The following is an 18,012-nucleotide window of genomic DNA, read 5'->3' as shown; positions in this document are numbered from 1 at the left end:
CTACTCTTCTAGTAGCATGTTGAAGCCACCAAATATCATTCGTTTGCCATCAAAAGGCATCGCTTTTTCAAATGGTTTAAAGCGTTCATCTTGCATCGCATTTTTCATCCCGATATCGCGTACTTCTTTTGAAGGCCACACAATCCAAGAAAAAACAACAGTCTCATCAGGATTGAGTTTTACAGACATCGGAAACGAAGTGACTTCACCATCAGGCACATCATCTCCCCAAGTTTCTACGACACTGATAGCACCGTTTTCCTTAAAAATTGGCGCAGCAATTTTAGCCATCTCAAAATACGCCTCCTTATTTGCATTAGAAACTGGCACAAGATAACCATCGACATATTTCATTTAACTTCTCCTTTATTATTAAGAATTTTAGTAAATGCTCAACCAAATAAAATTGCTTATTAAAAGTCGATTCATTTTTGTTATTTGAGCGATGTATAAGCCCCTTTTCGCCTATAGATCTTTATCGTTATGAAAACCTATTTGCCCAACTCTTTGGGCATCGGGGGTGCTTCATCTAGTCGTACAGGTTGATAGCTTTTTAGCTGTTCAAGCACTTCCTTGATCGCCCTATCCAGCTGAGTGTCAACACCTTGGTTAACCTGGCTAGGCTCAAGATCTACCTCGATATCCGGCGCAACCCCTTCATTTTCAACTCGCCACTCACTATCTGGAGTAAAAAAGCGGAAAAACGGAACCACAAGTCCTCCCCCATCGATCAGTCTTGGGTTAGCAGAAATTCCAATAAGCCCTCCCCAGGTTCGTTTTCCGATGAGCTTACCAAGTCCCATGCGTTTAAAAGAATAAGGTAAAAAATCCCCACCGGAACCTGCATCTTGATCAATAAGCATAACTTTGGGTCCATATATCGCGCCACCGGGTGTTGAGAAAACCAGACCATCGCGGTCTTTCCATCCCGCTAGATATTGCCGTGACAAAACGTCGGTGATGTAGTTGGCTGCTTGTCCACCACTATTTCGTCTCTCATCGATAATGACTGCGCGTTTATCTACTTGCGCAAAAAACATCCGGTTGAAATAGGTATAACCTGCGCCAGCTGTATTGGGTAAATAGACATAAGCCACTTTGCCATCAGTCTTCTCCTCGACATAACGCCGATTCTTTTCCACCCAATACCAGTGGCGAAGCATTCTCTCATTATCGATTGGCTCGACAACAATAGTCTTCGCGCCTTTGCTACTCGCTTTGGCATTTACCGTTAGTGATATTTGTTGGCCATTGGTTCCTTCTAGAAAACTAAAAATATTGTCTTGCGCGGTTAAAGTACGACCATTTATAGCAAGAATATAGTCACCCTCTTTAACGCCAATTCCCGGGATAGAAAGCGGCGCTTTTAAGAAAGGATTCCAGCGCTCACCGGTATATATCTTCACGATTTGATAACGATTATTTTTTATCGCAAAGTCCGCGCCTAACAAACCGATAGATGCGGCCGTCTCACGGTGAACATCCCCTCCCCAAACTCGATTGTGACCCACTTCTAGCTCACCGATCATTTCAACCATAAGCTCATTCAAGTCTTCGCGACGTGACACATGCTCTAGAAGTGGTCGATATTTTTTATAGACGGCCATCCAGTCTGAGCCGTGCATTCCAGGATCATAAAAATATTCTTTTTGCATCCACCAAGTTTCATTAAATATTTGCAACCACTCTTGTTTTGGTTCAACAAAAGCCCGCATTCCAGCTGTATCCAATGATTTTGTTTCGAGTTTATCTTTTGCATCACCATGAACTAACTTATTACCTTTGGTCATGATCAATAATTTTTTGCCGTCAGCGCTCATGACATAGGTGCCCACATCGCTCATGACGACTGCCGCTTCTTTCTTTTCAAAATCAAACCGCTTTAAGTCGGCTGTCGCAAAGCGCTCAGAGCCCGGTAGTTCATTGCTCACCCCTGGTTGTATTCGTTCGACAAAGAAAAGTGCACCATCGTCCGCGACTGACAACGAGTCGTAGTTTCTTTCCGGTAGAGGGAGTGCTTCAACCCGGTTTAAGATCCCAGTGAGGTCGATCTGGATAGCTTGTGCCTCCTCCTCTTCCTCAGATTTTTTATCTTCACCCGTCTTGCTTGTCTCTTCATCACCCGTCTTAGGAATTAACGGTGATTTCCCGTCCTTTGCGAGGACAGCAACATAGATGGCGCTTCTCACTGGGCGTTCTTGAGTCGACATATCAAGTCCAACTTGCGATGGTCCGGTGTTGGTAGAAGCGGCAAAATACAGATAGTCATCTTTTGCAAATACCGGCGAATGCGCATGGCTCATACGATCAGTAATCAAGTATTTTTTGTTGCGCTTGAAATCGTACAATTTAATTTGGCTAAAATAATTTTCACCACTTACCGTGTAAGCTAACCATCGACTATCACTCGAGAAGCTGAAGTCTAAACCCGCGCGACGCTGATCGGTGTCAATTCTAAATACTCGCTTTGACTTAAGGTTAACGCCAAACAAACGAAGATGGTTATCTTGAAAAATAATGTGTGAATCATCCGGCGACCAACTTAACAAAGTTAAGTAATGCTCTGACTTTAAATCAATCGTCTGCCGAGTGCCTAACCCGGTTTGATCTGCAATTATTAACTGATGTTCGACAATGTTTTTCTTCGAAAAAGCTTCACTAATAAAAGCAATTTTCTTACCGTTACTCGACCAAACCCCATTACTTTCTCTCACTCCATCGGTCGCAGTGATATTACGAATACTGCCATCTTCGAGAGGTACCGTATAGATATCTCCTCTCGCAGTGATAACCGCACGTTTGCCAGATTTTGAAAGTTCAAATCGCTCGATATTACCGCTTGTATTTTTCCATTGAGGACGTAACTGAACTGAGTCTGACGTTAGATTCACTTCAATATTCGTGGATTGCCCCGAATCTAAATCAAGACGCTTGAGAATCCCACCAACCTCATAAACAATAGTATTGTTGTAAATTGCCGCCGAGCGGATATTCCAATCAACTTCTTCGGTCAGTCGGCTGACGAGTTGAGTTTTTCTATTGTATGCATATAAATTAGCAGCAACATTGTCTCTATCGGAGATGAAGTAAACCATATTATCGCGCCACATTGGATTGGTATCATTGCTGCGATTGTGGGGGAGTTTTTCGGTTTTCCCAGTTTTAGGGTTAATTATCCAGATCGGAGGCGTTGTTCCACCTCGATGCAAATGCCAACCACTTGCACCGCCGTGAGCCGTGTGGAAAGGTCTATAAGCGACTTCTGTTGCACTTGAATTCCATGTGCCCTCATACGCAATGGCTTCCATAATTTTGCGCGGATATCCACCAGCGATAGAAATTTCGTAAAGTTGACGACTTCGACTATTTAGAATTTCTCGACTAGAAGTAAAGACAACCGACTGACCGTCAGGCGTCCAGCCATTCACCATATCAGCGTCTGGATGAAAGGTTAATCGCTTCGGTTGGCCTCCATCAATACTCACTAGGTAAACGTCAGGATTCCTATCATAATAAGCCGTAAAGGCCACAGTTTTCCCGTCGGGTGATATTTTTGGCGCTAGCTCAGTTGCCGGATGAGAGGTCAAGCGTCTTGGGTTGTTACCGTCGCGTTGAGCAACCCATATATCACCGCCAAAAACAAACACTAAATGTTTTTCAGATATTGAAGGTTGACTTAAAAGTTGCGTCGACGCGTTACTACTCCCTGAATAAAAGACTAAACTTAAACAAACTATCCATAAAGCTTTTAACAGTGAAAAATGCATCGGCCTAAGTAAACATTGAATCCGTCGAGTCATATTATTTTCCTTCGTTTTATTTTATTGTTTGTTTTTATCACTTTTATACGTCAAATACCAGATAACTGTAAAAGCAAAACTCTTATGGGAGTATCACTACACTCTTTTTTACCCAATTAACCTAGAGTGAGCCTCTATAATTTATTGACCCTATTGAGTACACCGCAGCCAAATAAAATGGCACCCAGCATTAGCGTTCTAATATTCGCTCGTAAAGCCATCCCTTTTTGAATATGACTCGTTCGATTAATTTCGAATAAATTGTTAGCGTAGCACCGATATTTTTAGATATCTCCAAATGAGACTTTGTTAAAAACGCCTAAAAAGTTTACTCTTAAATTTAATATTTTGGTTATATTGTTATCGATTTATCCTAGCAATTCTGACTAGTGTTAACTTTCATTTTTTAGACATAAAGCTGTCGTGATTGAGTCATATTAGTTGCCTAGTTTTGTATTTCGTAATTCGTATCAAGGCTGGCGAGTGCCATTGAGAATACGTTATTTAAATTTTAACTGCGCAACTACTTAATTTTTACTACTGACGAGTCATTATCACTAAAAGGGATACAAAATGAATTTAAACATCAAGCTGATTCAAATATCAGCGGTATTAATATTCTTATCATGCTTCGCTTACTCTAGCCAAGCAGGCAACAAAAAACATGATAACGATAGCATTGAACTCAAATATCCAAAAGCTTCGCAACTGGGCGCTAGACCTTACTACTTAGTCGAAGATATGGACGTCGGTCCACTGAAAGATCAATTACTATCGTGTAGCAAAAAAAAGCGATTTAAAAAAACTAACTTTTCAATCGGCCATCGTGGCGCACCAATGCAATTCCCAGAACATACTCAAGAATCTTATGAAGCCGCAGCAAGAATGGGGGCTGGCATTTTAGAATGCGATGTGACCTTTACTAAAGATAAAGCGCTAGTCTGCAGGCATTCACAGTGTGACCTTCATACAACAACAAACATTTTACAAACCCCACTCGCGGCAAAGTGTTCAGTTCCATTTTCACCTGCAATGTACGATACCGATGGCAATATCCTACAAGCTGCATCAGCAAAATGTTGTACAAGCGATATTACACTCGAAGAATTTAAAACGCTAAAGGGCAAAATGGACGCAGCTAACCCGAGAGCCACTACACTTGAAGATTACATAAACGCAACGGCTGACTGGCGGACCGATTTATATTCTCAAAATGGAACGCTATTAACTCATAAGGAAAGTATCGAACTATTCAAATCACTGGGAGTAAAAATGACACCAGAACTTAAGTCACCGAGCGTTGAAATGCCTTATCAAGGAACTTATACCCAAGAAGATTACGCACAACAAATGATCGATGAATACAAAGAAGCGGGGGTACCCGCGCGTAAAGTTTACCCTCAGTCGTTTAATCTTGACGATGTAAAATATTGGATTAAAAACGAACCTCGTTTTGGTAAAAAAGCGGTTTACTTAGATGGACGCTATAGTATTGCTACTTTTGACTTCCGAGAACCTGCAAGCTGGTCGCCAACCATGCAAGAGTTAGTTGCCGATGGAGTACAAATCATCGCACCACCGATGTGGATGTTAGTGGATTTAAATAGCGAAAACAAAATTGTTCCTTCTATTTATGCCACTGAAGCAAAAGCAGCAGGACTTGAAATTATTACTTGGACGATTGAACGCTCAGGACCACTTGCTTCTGGAGGTGGTTGGTACTATCAATCAATCGCTAATGCAATCGATAACGATGGTGATATGCTCACATTACTCGATGTTTTGGCGCAAGATGTCGGAGTGAAAGGCATTTTTTCAGATTGGCCAGCGACTGTATCTTACTATGCAAATTGTAAAGGTATCAAATAAACGTTAGACAATAAAATTTGAGAATTTAGATTAAGACTAACGAATATTATTTACTGTTTTAAATAGTCTCAACCCGATCAATTACAAAAACGAGAATCTCTCCACTTTAACTTGATATTGAGCGAGTGCTTCAGCGCTCGCTCATTTTTAAACCTTTTATTTAGCAAGTTTAAATATCAACTCAAATATCCAAGCTTCTTAGTTTTTGCAGAAAAAATTATTAAGCCTACCCCAATTGCAATGACAACGAGTGGCATTATGATTGCTTGTACACCTAAAATCTCTGCCGCATTTGTCATCAATAGTGAGTAGCCATTTTGAACGATTACCCCCACTAAAGAAATGATAAAAAGTTCAAATGCAAACCCCTTCTTCATTAACAGAAAAACACACCCAAGTGTTCCGCCGATTACCGCAGCGCCAAATGGAATATAAACCCACCCAGGAAAATTTTCATATAAACTACGTTCCGCCTGAGGCATCGCCGCAATCATTTCCGGTGTCATTAAGAGCTGCATGACAAACGCCATTAGACCTAATAAATTCCATATTAATGCAATTATACTGACGACCCAAAACCATACTGGCACCTTTTTGTTACTCATTTGAACGTCGGCGTTCGGCGATTCATAGGGCGTATTTTTGTTACTCTCATCGGACATTGTTTTCTCCTTATTATTATAAATCCAATACAAATTACACTGATTAGGCATTCATAGCAAATCGACACTTAGTTTATTAGTCGGCTTGTTATAACTTAGTTTCTTTAGAATCTTTTGGTGATCTGTGTAGTGTAGTCTGACACCAAATCTCATAGGAGGATTATTCATGGATTGGATTAAAGGTTCACTGTCAGAAATAGCGAAAGCCAAAGAATTTAATGCCATATTGATGAGTAGCCTCTTGGTCATAGCCATCATGATTTGGATTGTTGCTGAACTACTAATAGCTGAATGGGTCGGAGAATCGAGACATAACCAATTAATCATTATGTTCGCCATCATTCTCGTTCTCGGTTTTTGTGCTTATCTTGTATCAAATTGGCAAAAATTACATCGACATACATTCAAATCAAAACATTTATTTGTTGCCCTTCCTTCATTATCAAACGAACCATTTCACGTTGACCTACTCAATGGCATTAATTAGTCTTCAGCGCGCAAGCACAAAGTAGCCTTATGGCTACCGCCACCTAATTCTGAATATAGTGGTGCTGCATTTGAAGAGTTTCTATCCACGATAGAAAAAGATAGTGCCCATTATGAAGGCGGCATTATTTACCCACAGTCATCGACCATGAAGCCCCAGAGCAACTGATTAATTTAGTCGATCAGATTAAATTACCACTAGTTTTAGTCGACACACTCCCTGAGATTTTTATCAAAAACAAAGCAGTTATTTCAGGTAAAAAATTTATCGGCTATGACAATCAGCTGGGCGGTGAACTCGCGGCCAGGGCGCTGTTTGAAGAATTAAAAAAACTTAACCAAACACCAGAAAATATTATTCTCCTCCATGCCAAAGAACAGCAATCTTGTTACCAAGCTTTTATTAGTGCGTTAAGCATATTTAACGGTGCGGTCAACGTTCAAGCCTATGATTGTGGGTGGCAAAGGGAGCTTGCTTTTGCACAAATTAAAGCGGTTATCGAAGCGGGTAAGTTAAAAGATTTTCAAGGCCTTTTTGCCGCAAATGATGAAATGGCGGTTGGAACGATTGAGGCCTATTGTGCCGATCAAGATTTAAAAAGTCGTTTCGTTATAATTGGCTATGAAGGGAGCCCTACAGCAATGACTTTGCTTCAATTAAAAAAGATGCCACTGAAAAACCTAATTATCCAAAATGGCTATAATTTAGGGGTTAAAGCAGTAAGTTTGCTCGAGCGAACTATCTCAGAGCAAAAAAAAGCGCATCTAATGATGCGCTTTTATCTTTTGAGACTTAACAACTATAGAAAGTTCATTGTTATAGGAAGTCACCATTTTCATCAACGGCATTCAGCCTCAATGCATCAGGATTGGAGTCACTTGCATCAGGAATCCACTGACTGATACACGCTCTGTCTTCAACACATGGATCAGTGAGTGCCATTAAGAATGCTAACAAATCATTAACTTGCTCATCCGTTAACTGAACATTTTCAAGCATGGCCGTACCAGCAGTTCGACTCGCTTCTAAAGTATCAATTGCTGATTGAGTGTTGGCGACCATATCAACAGCTTGAATATTGGGCGCTAATTGAGACCAGTCATAGTTATCTAACGCCGCTTGTGGATCTAAATGATGACGAACCACATTTTCAAGCGTTGTATAAGCACCAGCATGTCCCCAAGGCCCAGTCGCTGAGGTATTGATAAGTGATGGTGTGCGGAATGCATACATATCCGCAGCATCGCCAGTCTCACGGAAACGACCAAAATCATCGTTACCATTTACCCCGTCACCTTTACCACGACCGATTTGAGGCATTCCGATATTATGGAAGCTTTCATCAGTGAAAAAGTCGCCGCTATGACAAGATGCACAGTTTGCACCGCCACTTGCCACATCATTGAAGAAAATAAGCGCTCCGCGCTTTGCTTCGTCGGAGATAGCATTATCGTCACCTTCAACAAATGCTTTCCAAGGCGTATCAACGAACACTTGAGAGCGCTCATAAGTACCAATTGCTTCAACCATATTAGCAAAAGTAATCAACTCTTCCGCAGTGCCTTCCGGCGCATTAAACGCAGATTGGAATTCTTCAAGCCACTGATTCATTGGTAACACACTACCTGGCGGAGTACCGTAACCGCCAACGCGTTGTTCTAGGAACTCGCGCACTTCGGTGTTGTTGGTACCATCGAATGCACCGAAGTTTTTCATTTCTTCTGGTGAAGTCACTGGAAATCTTGCTTGCGCAATTGCTAGGTTTGCACCGGCATTCGGATCCGCTTCACCAAAAGCTGAATCAGGCGTTCTAATGCCGCCATCTGCGCCATTCATACCTGCTGTACCGGTCAAACTTTCTAGTCGTCCATCATGGAACAAAACATTGTCCCAAAGACCGAGATTGAAAGTTGTTGGTGCATTTCGTGGGACGGTCGGACCACCATCAAAGTGTTCACCCGAAACACTGTGGAAACGTCCAGGTCCAAGCAAGTCATGAGATTCAGAGTCGACACCAACAGGTAACGACAAGTCATCTCCACCACCCAATACTGGGTGATGACAAGTCACGCAAGCAGTGTCCATTTCACCGCCAAGCGCTTTACTGAAGAATAATTTCATTCCTAGTTGTGCTTTAGGATCATCGATACTTGGCAAATCTCTGCCTGAGGCAGGATCACCGGTCAATGATTTCGCTGTGATAACATCCCTGACATCTTCAACAAGTTGTTGCTCTTCAGACAGCCCATTATTGCTGCTACCACATCCCAACATTGCTGCTGATAAAAGTGCTGCACTAATACACGCTGAAAACTGATTGAGCTTTAAAGATTGAATAGTAGATTTATTATTATTACTGGATAGATCAGAATACGACATAGTAACTTCCCTTTTGATATTTAAACCCCCGGTTTTGGCTTGAGGAGACCAATCGAATGTGAATTCCTCTTGTGAAAGGATTCGATAAGCAAAGCCAAAAGCCTCATGATCATCCCTTTCATAAGCCGTAATGAGATTTTAGCAAAATGATCTTCAGGGGAATAGTGTTATTTTCGTTATTATTGCCAGAGATCAACCAATTCAGGCCAATTATTATTACAAGTTCTGCTTACTGGGGTTATATCTCGCTAGCGTCTCGCTCGAAAAAACGCTTTTAACATGGCGGCGCTCTCAGACTGCATCACCCCCGCTACAACCTCTAGTTGATGATTGTGACCCGCGTGTCGCAGTAATTGGTACAAACTGCCATCTGCACCCGTGCGGGGCTCCTTAGTCGCATAAACTAAGGTTTTGACTCGCGCATGAACCATTGCCATGGCACACATTGCACAGGGTTCGAGCGTAACATACATGGTTGTATCAACCAGCCGATAATTCGCCAGTTTTTGGCCTGCCTCACGGAGTGCCAGAATCTCGGCATGTGCGCACGGATCATTTAAGCCTATGGGATGATTATATCCTTGACCAACAATTTCACCATCTTTGACCAAAATCGCGCCAACGGGGACCTCTCCCTCAGACTCCGCTTTACGGGCTAGTTCGAGCGCCTTTTCCATCCAATAATGATGATCGTGGTTAGTATCCATTTGCATTTACGGGTTAGGTGGTGAGTCGATAGACTTTTTTCTGAATGATTAAATCGATAAACTAATGTTCGGGCTGTGATAATCACTTAGCCCGAATGCGAGTCATTAAATGATTTAAAAATAGCAAGCCCTCAAGCAATTATTCCCACTCGATAGTCGCTGGTGGCTTCGATGAAATATCATAGGTTACTCGTGAAATTCCATCGATTTCATTAATAATTCGATTGGAGACATGCTCTAAAAAATCATAGGGCAAATGTGCCCAACGAGCAGTCATAAAATCGATCGTTTCAACCGCTCTTAGCGCAACAACATAATCGTATTTTCTGGCATCGCCCATTACGCCAACCGACTTAACCGGCAGAAAGACGGCAAAAGCTTGCGAAGTTTTGTGGTAAAGGTCGTTTTTATAAAGCTCTTCGATAAATATATTGTCAGCCTTGCGCAGTAAATCAGCATACTCTTTTTTTACTTCAGCCAGAATTCTTACACCCAGGCCCGGACCTGGAAACGGATGTCGATAGAGCATGTCGTAAGGTAAGCCAAGTTCTAATCCTATTTTTCTTACTTCATCTTTGAACAACTCTCTTAACGGCTCGACCAACTGTAATGTCATATCTTCAGGTAACCCACCGACATTGTGGTGCGACTTAATTACATGAGCCTTACCAGTTTTAGCCCCTGCGGACTCAATAACGTCTGGGTATATAGTGCCTTGCGCTAACCACTTTGCAGCGCTTAATTTGCTAGCTTCTTCCTGGAAGACTTCGACAAACTCTCGACCAATTATTTTCCTTTTTGCTTCCGGATCGACTTCCCCTTTAAGCGCAGTTAAAAATCGCTCTTCAGCATCAACTTTAATAACATTTAATCCGAAGTCTTCATGGAACATATCCATGACTTGTTGGCCTTCATTAAGGCGCAGCAAGCCGTTGTCAACAAATACACAAGTTAATTGAGCGCCAATCGCACGATGCAACAGCATTGCTGTTACAGAAGAATCAACGCCGCCCGACAGGCCTAAGATAACCTCTTCATCACCGACAGTTTGTTTTATTTCGTTGATGGCGTTTTCAATAATACTGTCAGCGGTCCATAACTTTTCACAACCACAAATTTTACGCACAAACCGCTCCAAAATTCTCCCACCTTGATGAGTGTGGGTTACTTCTGGGTGAAACTGAACCCCATAGAACTGCTTCTCTTCGTTGGCCATGGCAGCTAAAGGTGCGTTATCAGACTCGCCAATAACCGTAAATTCCGGTGGTAACTCGACGACTTTATCGCCATGGCTCATCCATACGTCAAGCACTCCTTTGCCGGCTTGTGAATGATCTTCAATGCCTTCAAATAGTGGTGACTTTTCTGCGTGGCGCACTTGCGCATAGCCAAACTCTCGTTTGTCTGAACTCGCTACTTTGCCACCAAGTTGATGGGCCATGGTTTGCATACCGTAGCACACACCGAGCACAGGAACCCCTAATTGAAAAATCAAATCTGAGGCTCTTGGGGTATCAGTACCCGTCACTGACTCAGGACCACCAGAGAGGATGACGCCATTCGGTGCGAACGCTTTAATATGTTCGTCTTCAAGGTCAAAAGGATAAAGCTCACAATAAACACCAAGTTCGCGAACTCTGCGAGCAATTAATTGAGTGTACTGAGAACCAAAATCTAAAATCAGAATTTTCTGAGCATGGATATCGGTGGACATCGTTTAGTTACCTTTTGTGATAGTGCTTTGGCTTTCGTGAAGCTAAAGCAATTGAAAAAACTTAAAAGCCGCAATTGATATTAATTGCGGCTTTTTTAATGATAGAGACAAAACCTGTAAACTGTCAGTTATTTGCCTGAGACCCAATGGATCAAACCACGCTCGGCAAGCCAATTCATAAAACTTACTTTGAAACTTGGTAATTCGGCGCTTCTTTAGTAATTTGAACGTCGTGAACATGACTTTCTCGCATCCCTGCAGCGGTCACTTTTACGAACTCTGCTTTGGTACGATAAGTGGGAATGTCACCACAACCTGTGAGGCCCATCGAAGAGCGCAAACCACCTAACATCTGATGAACAATGGCATTGATTGGGCCTTTGTAAGGAACACGCCCCTCAATTCCCTCAGGTACGAACTTGTCCGCAGCATTCGATGATTGAAAATATCGATCACCAGAACCATGCTTTTGCTGCATTGCGCCGAGTGACCCCATACCACGATAAGACTTATAAGAGCGTCCTTGAAATAATTCTACTTCACCAGGTGCTTCCTCGGTCCCTGCGAGCATTGACCCCACCATAACTGAGTAGGCTCCCGCGGCAAGTGCCTTACACATATCGCCCGAGTAGCGGATACCACCATCCGCAATCAACGGTACGCCAGTACCTTCCAATGCTTGAGCGACGTTATTAACAGCCGATATCTGTGGTACACCGACACCAGTGACAATCCTCGTGGTACAAATAGATCCAGGACCAATCCCAACTTTGACGCCATCAGCTCCTGCCGCCACTAAATCTTTTGCACCTTGAGCGGTTGCAATGTTCCCGCCAATAACTTGAACGTTAGGATAGTTTTCTTTGACCCATTTAACCTTATCCAATACACCTTGCGAGTGCCCATGTGAGGTATCAACGAGAATAATATCTGCGCCGGCAGCGACCAAAGCGGCAACCCGTTCATTAGTGTCTGGACCTGTTCCAACCGCAGCGCCGACTCTTAAATGGCCTAATCTATCTTTACAGGCGTTGGGTTTATCTTCGGCTTTCTGAATATCTTTTACTGTGTACAGCCCGGTCAAACGAAATTCTTCATCAACCATTAACACTTTTTCGATGCGGTGTTTATGCATCAACTTTAGTACTTCTTCTTGAGAAGCAGACTCTGTGACTGTGACCAAGTTATCTTTGGTAGTCATTACCGTAGAAATCGGTCGGTCAAGATGGGTTTCAAAACGAATATCGCGACTAGTAACAATACCAACAAGTTCACCATCGTCAACCACCGGCAACCCAGAAATCCCGTGTTTCGAGGTAATTTCTTTCAGTGCCGCGATACTGGTCGTTGAGGGTACCGTGATTGGGTCGGTAACGACACCGCTCTCGAATTTTTTAACTTTAAGGACTTGAGCGGCTTGGGTCTCAATATCCATGTTCTTGTGAATGAACCCTATTCCACCTTCTTGCGCCAACGCGATCGCGAGGTTAGCCTCAGTTACCGTATCCATTGCCGCCGATACCAGAGGGATATTCAGTTCTATTTCGCGGGTCAGTTTTGTTTTTAAGTTCACCTCGTTGGGCAGAACTTGAGAGTGAGCAGGAATAAGTAGGACGTCATCAAACGTAAGAGCTTCTTGAGTGATACGCATATCAAAATTCACCATTTGTAGAAGGGCTTTGCAGCCAAAGCGGGATTATACAGACTATTTGTGCAGAGTAACAATTATTTCTAGATAAATTTGTTATTTTAATCTGTTGTTTTTATTGATGAATTACGCATAAACCTCAGTTTCCAACCTGAGAAAAAGTTCGCTCGATAAACTTCTCGTGTAAACTCGATGATTTTTAGGCCTTTTGCGGGTAAACTGCCGCAATTCGCAATTTTCCGCCAAAAAACAAACGCCATATGATTAAACCGGTTCTCCAACCAATGCAACCACCCAAACGCACCATACTCACTGTAAGTGAGTTAAACCGTCAGGCAAAAGGCACGTTGGAATCGACTCTGGGTAGTGTGTGGATAAGCGGCGAAATTTCAAATCTGACCAAAGCGGCTTCAGGGCATTGGTATTTTTCATTGAAAGATCAAACTGCGCAAATCCGTTGTGCCATGTTCAAATTTAAAGTTCAGATGCTCCGTTTTTCACCCAAAGAGGGTGATAAAGTCATTATCAAAGGCAAAGTTTCACTCTATGAAGCGCGAGGGGACTATCAGCTGATAGCTGACTTCATGGAACCTGCCGGACTCGGCGATTTACAGCAGCAATTGAACGAACTCATCAACAAGCTCAAAACAGAAGGGCTTTTTGCGCCTGAACTAAAGCAACCATTGCCAAGCTTACCCAAACGAATCGGTGTTATCACCTCACCTTCTGGCGCCGCCATTCAAGATGTTTTGACAGTGCTTGCGCGCCGCTGTCCGATGGTTCCGGTAATAATCTATCCAACGCAAGTACAGGGAGAATCAGCGACAGCGCAAATCATTGCCGCGATTGACCAAGCGGAAACAAGAGCCGAGTGTGATGTGTTGTTATTGACTCGCGGCGGCGGTTCGCTTGAGGATTTATGGTGCTTTAATCATGAAAAACTCGCCTATCGCATCGCAGCTTGCCAACTTCCCATTGTCGCCGCTGTTGGTCACGAAGTGGATACAACTATTGCTGAGTTAGTCGCAGATTTACGCGCTGCTACACCTTCAGCCGCAGCGGAATTGTTGGTACCAGATCAGCAAGGTCTTCAGCAAGGGCTCGATATTCTCTCTGGCGCTCTGGCTGAAAAACTCATAATAAGTATTAACCAACTGCAAAATCGCCTCAACATTGCTAGCTTAAAGCTTGCGGATCCACAAAACGCAATAAATACGAGTCAGATAAAACTCGAAAAGCTCATGCACCGGCTTTTGATGGTCGGTAACCAATCACTCCACCGAAATCAAAAACAACTCGAACTCAGCGAACAAAAGCTGCAAAAGCTGAATCCACTCTTGCGTTTAAAACAAGAGCAGGAAAAACTGACTCAACTCAAACACCGACTGTTATCGAGTTGGCAATCTCAATTCGAATCGTTCAATAGGCGGTTTCAGATTAAAGTGAGTTCCCTAGAAACCCTTAGTCCGTTGTCTACGTTAAGCCGCGGATATTCGATTGCCAGAGATGGTCAAACGGGCAAAATCATCAATACCTGTGCACAAATCCAAGAAAATCAGTCCATCGATCTACTGTTAAGCGATGGCAACGCTCAATGTAGAGTGGAATCGATCAAGCCCAATCAATAAGTAACGATTAAATCCAGTCGATTACAAGGCTGAGTTTTTTAGACAAATCTTCGAATACTCAACACAACTGCGGGATATATGATATAACTGTGTTTTAAACAGGACCGTGAGGATCGCCTCCTCGCTCAGATAAAAGAACTTAAAAACAACAATTTAATCGTTTCTCAAGACTCTGGAGCAAAATGAAATACAGACACCCTATCCAAGTACTCGCAGAACGCGTAAAACAACACCCCGATAAAGATTTTCTGCATCAACCCATCAACCGCCAGTGGCACGTGACAAGCTGGCAACAGGCTTTTGAAAAAGCCCAAAAAATAGCAACCGGTCTAAACGCTTTAGGCCTACAAAAAGGTGATAGAGTCGCAATACTCTCAAAAAACTGTGCTGAATGGTTTATCGCCGATTATGCGATTATGATGGCTGGTATGGTGAGCGTGCCTATTTACTACACAGCGAATCAAAAAACGATTGCTCAAGTGGTTGAGAACAGCGGCGCTAAAGCAGTGTTCGTCGGCAAACTTGATGAATTCGCACCCGCGGAGGGTGCTTTGGGTGACGAGATTCAGAAAGTCGCTTTTCCCTACCCGACGATTGCATGTCAACATCAATGGAATGACTGGCTAGACAATAACGACCCGCTGAGCGATATCCACGAGCCTAAACCCGAAGAAACCATGACGCTGGTATACACCTCAGGTTCAACCGGTATCCCAAAGGGTGTCGTCATCAGTTACCTCAACTATTCTTCAGTCTGTGAAACACATATTCAATCCTTTGAGATTGCCAACAATGACCGGGCCCTCTCTTACTTGCCGCTTGCCCATATAACAGAGAGAGGTGTTATCCAGGGGCCTGGAATGTATGCGGGTGCATCGATTTACTTTGTCGAAAGCTTGGATACTTTTTTAGAGGACTTAAAACATTGTCAACCAACGTTGTTTATCTCGGTACCTCGTTTGTGGACCAAATTTCAAACTGGCGTATTTGAAAAACTTCCGCCTAAGAAGCTCGAAAAACTGCTTAAAATTCCACTCATAGGACGTCTACTCGCCAAAAAAATTCGCCAAGGAATCGGCATCGATTCTGCGCGTATTTATGGGTCTGGCTCTGCACCGATTTCAAAGAGCACCTTAGAATGGTATCAAACCATTGGTGTTGATATCGCAGAAGGTTGGGGAATGACCGAAGTTACTGGCCTTGCGTGCAGTAACTTTCCATTTAATCCTGAGCGCATTGGAACGATTGGTTTGCCGTGCGCATGTGTGGAAATGAAGTTGTCACCGGAGGGAGAAATTTTAATCCGAGGCGATGCGGTTTTTGAGGGCTATTATCAGAATCAATCCGCAACTGACGAAAGCTTTCAAGATGGTTGGTTTAAGACGGGAGACAAAGGCGAAATCTTAGCGAATGGGTCCTATCAAATAATCGGACGAATGAAAGAGGAGTTTAAAACCTCCAAAGGCAAATACGTCGCGCCGGCACCGATTGAGTCGATGCTTGCCGCTAATCCTGCAATTGAGCAAATATGTGTGATGGGTGCGGGTAGAAAGCAACCTGTCGCGGTTGCCGTTCTTGCCGCTCATTTACTTGGCGCCGATAAAGACCAAATTCGTAAATCGTTAAGAAAGACGTTAGAGAAAGTTAATGCTGATTTAGAAAGTCATCAAAAACTCGATTGTCTTATTGTTGCTGATGAAGCATGGTCTGTTGAAAATGATTTTCTGACGCCGACGCTAAAAATACGTCGTTCGATGCTAGAGAAAAAATATAATAAGGTGGTTCAAGACACCATTAATGAGCTCGTTTTCTGGGAGAATGACGTAACTGCTTCTGAATCAACCTAGTCAAAAGGTCTTCACGGCTAGCTTTCCATAAATGATGTCGCTCATCCTGTTTGTGGAAAGCTTTAATTTTTGTTTAATTTCGACTTGATTCTCGAAATGTTACATTCCTAAATATTTTGCATTTATTCGTTCAGTTAGACTTCCTTTAGTTAATGAAGGAACAAGGTCATCTAGAATGAAAATACAAGCCAACGGAATCCTCATCGTCGTTATTTTCTTATTATTAGCGACAAGTCAAAAAGTTACCGCCGATATTTACCAGGAAGCGCTAGCGAACCCAGCTCGCAGCGCGGCAGATAGCGAAAATGACAAGAAACGAAAACCTGATAAGGTGTTAAAATTTTTCGGTATCGAGCCAGGTATGAGAGTCTTTGACATTTTCGCTGGCGGTGGTTATTACAGCGAAATCTTAAGTTATGTGGTCGGTGAAAAAGGGTCAGTTACCCTCTATAATAATCAAGCTTGGAATAACTATGTCAAAAAGTCCGTCGCAACACGCCTCCTCGACAACCGACTCCCTAACGTTAATAATTACGTCGCTGCACCAGAATCATTGGTTGAACTTAAACAACAATATGACGCTGCGATCTTTATTCTCGGCATGCATGATATTTACTACGCCGACGCCAAAGGAGGTTGGCCTCCTATCGATAAACAAAAGTTTCTTAAAGGGATTCATCAAATCTTAAAACCCGGCGGAATTTTAGGCGTGATCGATGCGAATGCAAAGGACGGCGCAAACAATGAAATTGTTGGTAAAACTCTGCACCGAGCCGACCCTAAAGTTCTTATCAGAGATTTACAAGCAGTAGGATTTGAACTCGTTGGGCAATCAAATATGCTAAGCAATGAAAATGATGATTTGATCTCTTCGGTATTCGAAGAGCGCAACAAATACAACACTGACCGCAGCGTCCTTAAGTTTAAGAAAAAATGATTTAGCCCAGATAAGAATCACCATAAGCTCTGAAGAGCCCGTTTCGATAAGTGGTTCTTTATGCTTATCGAAACAGAGTGGCTATCAAAGCTGAGTAAGCACCAGCGCATACAAGTCGATCGCATCCCACAAATTTTTAATTCGCAGGTTCTCATTTGGACCATGTTGATTGTTATCATGATTCGCCACAGGCAAGATAATAATCGGTGCATCGATTGCGTTTTCGAATAAGTAGATTGGTAAACTCCCCCCCATCGTAGGTGTCATTAATGGCGGTTTGCCCGTCATATTCTTCATGATCGCTTGTAACTTAACAGCCATGGGTGACTCAAGG

The 18,012-nt window shown here is 42.8% G+C and carries 14 protein-coding genes; 6 read left to right on the top strand and 8 right to left on the bottom strand.

Annotated features, from left to right (window positions below):
• Positions 1–354 carry a DUF1428 domain-containing protein gene (locus tag FLL45_RS11235; protein WP_142942097.1) on the bottom strand — a complete coding sequence of 118 codons (354 nt, stop codon included), beginning with the start codon at positions 352–354 and terminating at the stop codon, positions 1–3.
• Between the two features lie 137 nt (positions 355–491).
• On the bottom strand, positions 492–3,800 hold the full coding sequence (locus tag FLL45_RS11230; protein ID WP_210247163.1) for a S41 family peptidase: 3,309 nt from the start codon (positions 3,798–3,800) through the stop codon (positions 492–494).
• Between the two features lie 573 nt (positions 3,801–4,373).
• Between FLL45_RS11230 and FLL45_RS11225 the strand changes: the two genes are divergently transcribed.
• Complete coding sequence (locus tag FLL45_RS11225; protein ID WP_142942096.1) at positions 4,374–5,669, top strand: glycerophosphodiester phosphodiesterase family protein; 1,296 nt, start codon at positions 4,374–4,376, stop codon at positions 5,667–5,669.
• Between the two features lie 176 nt (positions 5,670–5,845).
• Here the strand turns inward: FLL45_RS11225 and FLL45_RS11220 are convergent, their stop codons facing one another.
• Complete coding sequence (locus tag FLL45_RS11220) at positions 5,846–6,331, bottom strand: hypothetical protein (RefSeq protein WP_142942095.1); 486 nt, start codon at positions 6,329–6,331, stop codon at positions 5,846–5,848.
• Positions 6,332–6,497: 166 nt separating this feature from the next.
• On the opposite strand from FLL45_RS11220, the gene FLL45_RS11215 reads away from it, so the two are divergent.
• Complete coding sequence (locus FLL45_RS11215; RefSeq protein ID WP_142942094.1) at positions 6,498–6,818, top strand: hypothetical protein; 321 nt, start codon at positions 6,498–6,500, stop codon at positions 6,816–6,818.
• Between the two features lie 140 nt (positions 6,819–6,958).
• Positions 6,959–7,720 (top strand): sugar ABC transporter substrate-binding protein, encoded by a 762-nt coding sequence (locus FLL45_RS23210; protein WP_142942270.1) that lies wholly within the window; start codon positions 6,959–6,961, stop codon positions 7,718–7,720.
• Here the strand turns inward: FLL45_RS23210 and FLL45_RS11205 are convergent.
• The 4 genes from FLL45_RS11205 to guaB all read right to left on the bottom strand — a co-directional run bounded on the left by FLL45_RS11205 (position 7,635) and on the right by guaB (position 13,269).
• Positions 7,635–9,197, bottom strand: coding sequence for a cytochrome-c peroxidase (locus tag FLL45_RS11205; RefSeq protein WP_142942093.1), 1,563 nt, complete (start codon positions 9,195–9,197; stop codon positions 7,635–7,637). The two genes, FLL45_RS23210 and FLL45_RS11205, sit on opposite strands and share 86 nt — an antisense overlap.
• Before the next feature lie 248 nt (positions 9,198–9,445).
• Positions 9,446–9,904: a tRNA adenosine(34) deaminase TadA gene (gene tadA, locus FLL45_RS11200; protein ID WP_142942092.1), complete on the bottom strand. Its 459-nt coding sequence runs from the start codon at positions 9,902–9,904 to the stop codon at positions 9,446–9,448.
• A gap of 139 nt (positions 9,905–10,043) precedes the next feature.
• Complete coding sequence (guaA, locus tag FLL45_RS11195; RefSeq protein ID WP_142942091.1) at positions 10,044–11,618, bottom strand: glutamine-hydrolyzing GMP synthase; 1,575 nt, start codon at positions 11,616–11,618, stop codon at positions 10,044–10,046.
• Positions 11,619–11,802: 184 nt separating this feature from the next.
• The gene (gene guaB, locus FLL45_RS11190) at positions 11,803–13,269 is read right to left on the bottom strand and encodes an IMP dehydrogenase (protein ID WP_142942090.1); all 1,467 of its coding nucleotides are present in this window, start codon (positions 13,267–13,269) and stop codon (positions 11,803–11,805) included.
• Between the two features lie 257 nt (positions 13,270–13,526).
• Between guaB and xseA the strand changes: the two genes are divergently transcribed.
• The 3 genes from xseA (at position 13,527) to FLL45_RS11175 (ending at position 17,678) form a co-directional block, all read left to right on the top strand.
• On the top strand, positions 13,527–14,894 hold the full coding sequence (xseA, locus tag FLL45_RS11185; protein ID WP_142942089.1) for an exodeoxyribonuclease VII large subunit: 1,368 nt from the start codon (positions 13,527–13,529) through the stop codon (positions 14,892–14,894).
• A gap of 182 nt (positions 14,895–15,076) precedes the next feature.
• Positions 15,077–16,741, top strand: a complete 1,665-nt coding sequence (locus FLL45_RS11180) for an AMP-binding protein (RefSeq protein ID WP_142942088.1) — start codon at positions 15,077–15,079, stop codon at positions 16,739–16,741.
• 175 nt (positions 16,742–16,916) lie between these two features.
• A complete protein-coding gene (locus FLL45_RS11175) occupies positions 16,917–17,678 on the top strand; it encodes a class I SAM-dependent methyltransferase (protein ID WP_142942087.1) in 762 nt (253 codons plus the stop codon).
• A gap of 84 nt (positions 17,679–17,762) precedes the next feature.
• Here FLL45_RS11175 and FLL45_RS11170 read toward each other — a convergent pair whose 3' ends face one another.
• Positions 17,763–17,999 carry a hypothetical protein gene (locus FLL45_RS11170; RefSeq protein ID WP_142942086.1) on the bottom strand — a complete coding sequence of 79 codons (237 nt, stop codon included), beginning with the start codon at positions 17,997–17,999 and terminating at the stop codon, positions 17,763–17,765.
• Positions 18,000–18,012: the final 13 nt, after the last annotated feature.

This window comes from Aliikangiella marina (assembly GCF_007004765.1).
Taxonomy (GTDB): domain Bacteria; phylum Pseudomonadota; class Gammaproteobacteria; order Enterobacterales; family Kangiellaceae; genus Aliikangiella; species Aliikangiella marina.
This window is presented reverse-complemented; position numbering and strand designations above follow the sequence as displayed.

Coding starts and splice junctions, on each gene's coding strand:
- FLL45_RS11235 (WP_142942097.1), bottom strand. CDS start 354: ATGAAATATGTCGATGGTTATCTTGTGCCAGTTTCTAATGCAAATAAG.
- FLL45_RS11230 (WP_210247163.1), bottom strand. CDS start 3,800: ATGACTCGACGGATTCAATGTTTACTTAGGCCGATGCATTTTTCACTG.
- FLL45_RS11225 (WP_142942096.1), top strand. CDS start 4,374: ATGAATTTAAACATCAAGCTGATTCAAATATCAGCGGTATTAATATTC.
- FLL45_RS11220 (WP_142942095.1), bottom strand. CDS start 6,331: ATGTCCGATGAGAGTAACAAAAATACGCCCTATGAATCGCCGAACGCC.
- FLL45_RS11215 (WP_142942094.1), top strand. CDS start 6,498: ATGGATTGGATTAAAGGTTCACTGTCAGAAATAGCGAAAGCCAAAGAA.
- FLL45_RS11205 (WP_142942093.1), bottom strand. CDS start 9,197: ATGTCGTATTCTGATCTATCCAGTAATAATAATAAATCTACTATTCAA.
- tadA (WP_142942092.1), bottom strand. CDS start 9,904: ATGGATACTAACCACGATCATCATTATTGGATGGAAAAGGCGCTCGAA.
- guaA (WP_142942091.1), bottom strand. CDS start 11,618: ATGTCCACCGATATCCATGCTCAGAAAATTCTGATTTTAGATTTTGGT.
- guaB (WP_142942090.1), bottom strand. CDS start 13,269: ATGCGTATCACTCAAGAAGCTCTTACGTTTGATGACGTCCTACTTATT.
- xseA (WP_142942089.1), top strand. CDS start 13,527: ATGATTAAACCGGTTCTCCAACCAATGCAACCACCCAAACGCACCATA.
- FLL45_RS11180 (WP_142942088.1), top strand. CDS start 15,077: ATGAAATACAGACACCCTATCCAAGTACTCGCAGAACGCGTAAAACAA.
- FLL45_RS11175 (WP_142942087.1), top strand. CDS start 16,917: ATGAAAATACAAGCCAACGGAATCCTCATCGTCGTTATTTTCTTATTA.
- FLL45_RS11170 (WP_142942086.1), bottom strand. CDS start 17,999: ATGGCTGTTAAGTTACAAGCGATCATGAAGAATATGACGGGCAAACCG.